Below are 2,727 nucleotides of genomic sequence, written 5' to 3'. Positions count from 1 at the left end.
GGGCCAAGGGCAAGAGCTTTGTCGATTTCCAGCACGACGTCACGGCCGAGGATGTGCGGCTGGCTCACCGGGAAGGCTTTGTCTCGGTCGAGCATCTCAAGCGCTACACCACGCTCGGCATGGCGACCGACCAGGGCAAGAGCTCCAACGTGCCTGGCCTTGCCATCATGGCCGAGGCGCTGGGCAAGCCGATCCCCGAGGTCGGCACGACACGCTTCCGGCCGCCCTTTGCTCCGGTGTCGATCGGCTCGCTGGCTGCCGAGCGTTTTGGCGACCTGAAGCCAGAACGATTGACGCCGATGCATGACTGGCATCTGGCCAATGGCGCGACGATGTATTCCGCCGGCCTCTGGTACCGGCCGATGATCTATGGGCTTTCAGGCGAAACGGTCGAGCAGGCCTATGTGCGCGAAGCCAAGGCGACGCGCGAAAGCGCCGGCATCGTCGATGTCTCGACACTGGGTAAGATCGCGGTGCAAGGCCCTGATGCCGCCGCATTCCTCGACCGCGTCTACACCAACATGTTTTCGACGCTGGCCGTCGGCAAGGCCCGCTACGGGCTGATGCTGCGCGAGGACGGCCTCGCCTTCGACGATGGCACCACCTGGCGGCTCGGCGAGCAGGATTTTCTGATGACCACCACCACGGCCAACGCCGGCAAGGTGATGCAGCATCTGGAATATTTCCTCGACGTGATCTGGCCGGAGCTGAAAGTCCACGTCACCTCGGTGACAGACGAATGGGCAGGTGCCGCGATCGGCGGCCCGAAGGCCAGGCAGATCCTCGCCGCCTGTGTCACCGGCACGTCGGTCGACAACGCCACCTTGCCCTTCATGGGCATCGTGCGCGGCGAAATATCAGGCGTGCCGGTGATGATCTGCCGGCTGTCCTTCTCCGGTGAAATGGCCTTCGAGGTCTATTCCGGCGCCGGCCATGGCACCCATGTCTGGAAAGCGCTTGTCGAAGCCGGCAAGCCGTTCGGGCTGGTCACCTACGGTCTTGAGGCATTGGGCACCATGCGCATCGAAAAGGGCCATGTCACCGGCGCCGAGATCGACGGCCGCACCACGGCGCGCGACCTGCATCTCGACTGGATGCTGTCGAAGAAGAAGCCGTTCATCGGCTCGGCGATGATGGACCGCGAAGGCTTGATCGCATCGGACCGCCTCGAACTGGTCGGCCTGATCGCCCTCGATAACCGGCCGCTCAACGGTGGCGCCCACATCGTCGAGGAGGTTGACGAAGCCAATCCGCACGACTCCATCGGCCATATCACCGCCTGCTGCTATTCGCCGGCGCTCGGCAGACATATCGCGCTGGCGCTGGTCGAGGGCGGCAAGGCACGGCACGGCACGCGCGCCCACGTCTCCGATCCCTTGCGCAACCGGTTCGGACCGGTCGAGATCGTCTCCAATCACTTCTTCGATCCGGACGGGAGCCGCATGCATGGTTGAGCACCAATCCCCGCTCGAGCCGGAATTTCACGTCGGCTCGCACGGCAATTTCGAGCATGGCGTCGAGATCATCCTGACCGAGGCGAGACCGGGGTCGATCGTGCAGCTCGCCGCCTGGCCCGGCGAGGAGAAGAGGCTGATCGCAGCCATCCGCACCGTCACCGGGCTGGCGCTTCCCGATGGCGCCGGCGGCGGAGTGAGCGACGGGGTCAAGTCAGTGTTCGGCTTCGCGCCGGGGAAGTTCACCGTTGCCGACGAGGCCGAAGGGCTGGCCGCTGCCTTTGCCAAGGTGGTGACCTCGGCCATCGGCACGGTGACCGATCTCTCGCACGGCCGCACCGCCATCCGCATTGCCGGGCCGAAGGCCGAATGGGTGCTGGCGAAATTCTTCGCCATCGACTTTTCGCTGCCGGCCTTTCCCAATGGCGCCGGCCGCTCGACCGCTCATCACGACGTCTTCGCCCAGATCCAGCGCACCGGCGCCGACCAGTTCGACATCTATGTCTTCCGCTCGTTTGCACGCTCGTTCTGGAAGGCGCTCTGCCACGCCAGCGAGGAAGTCGGCTACGAGGTGCAATAGGCGGCGCCGAACGGTCGCATCGCTCCTGCTTCTGGCATCAACGCCAGCCGTTTCTGCCGCTAGAGAATCAGGCCGCAGGCGCCCATGGTGCGAAAACGCGGCCGCCCAACCGGCCCAGGGATATGAAATCCCTTGTTCAAGAGTCGGCACATTCGTTTGGTTCGAACATCTCCATGACCGCAGAACTATCCGCCGGCGCCACGGATCGCGCCGATGTGCCGGCCAGAGCCTTGCTCCTGCTGCCGCTGACGGTCGCCTGCGGCGTGTTCATGACCAGCCTCGACCAGAATGTCGTGGTGACCGCGCTGCCGGGCATCAGCGAAAGCCTCGGCCGTCCGCCCAGCCAGCTCGGCCTGCTGATCACCGTCTATGTCGCCAGCCTGATCATCTCGATGCCGCTTGGCGGCTGGGCCGCCGACCGCTTCGGCCTGCGCAACGTCTACTGCTTTGCCTTGCTGGTGTTCGCCGCCTCGTCGGCGCTTTGCGGGCTGTCCGACAACATCTGGACGCTGGTTGGTGCGCGTGCGTTGCAAGGCTTCGGCGGCGCCTTGATGGGCACACTCGGCCAGGTCGTCATCCTGTCGACTTTTCCGCGCAGCCGAACGCTCAAGATCAACATGTACATCTCGCTGGCCGGCCAGTCCGGCCCGCTGGTCGGTCCGCTCGTCGGCGGTGCGCTGACCACCTTCATTT

3 protein-coding genes are annotated in these 2,727 nt (G+C 64.9%); all 3 read left to right on the top strand.

Annotated features, from left to right (window positions below):
- The coding region (locus EN932_RS33285) for a glycine cleavage T C-terminal barrel domain-containing protein (protein ID WP_281061571.1) at positions 1 to 1,454 on the top strand (1,454 nt) is incomplete at its 5' end.
- Positions 1,447 to 2,034, top strand: coding sequence for a sarcosine oxidase subunit gamma (locus tag EN932_RS33280; RefSeq protein WP_127368929.1), 588 nt, complete (start codon positions 1,447 to 1,449; stop codon positions 2,032 to 2,034). The genes EN932_RS33285 and EN932_RS33280, both read left to right, overlap by 8 nt.
- A 173-nt stretch (positions 2,035 to 2,207) precedes the next feature.
- Positions 2,208 to 2,727 (top strand): MFS transporter (locus EN932_RS33275; RefSeq protein WP_128369410.1); only part of this gene is annotated, 520 nt, incomplete at its 3' end.

Origin of the sequence: Mesorhizobium sp. M7A.F.Ca.US.002.01.1.1 (assembly GCF_004022955.1) — a bacterium.
GTDB classification, from domain to species: Bacteria; Pseudomonadota; Alphaproteobacteria; order Rhizobiales; family Rhizobiaceae; genus Mesorhizobium; species Mesorhizobium ciceri.
Note: the sequence above shows the minus strand (reverse complement) of the source record. Positions and strands in the feature narration are given on the sequence as shown.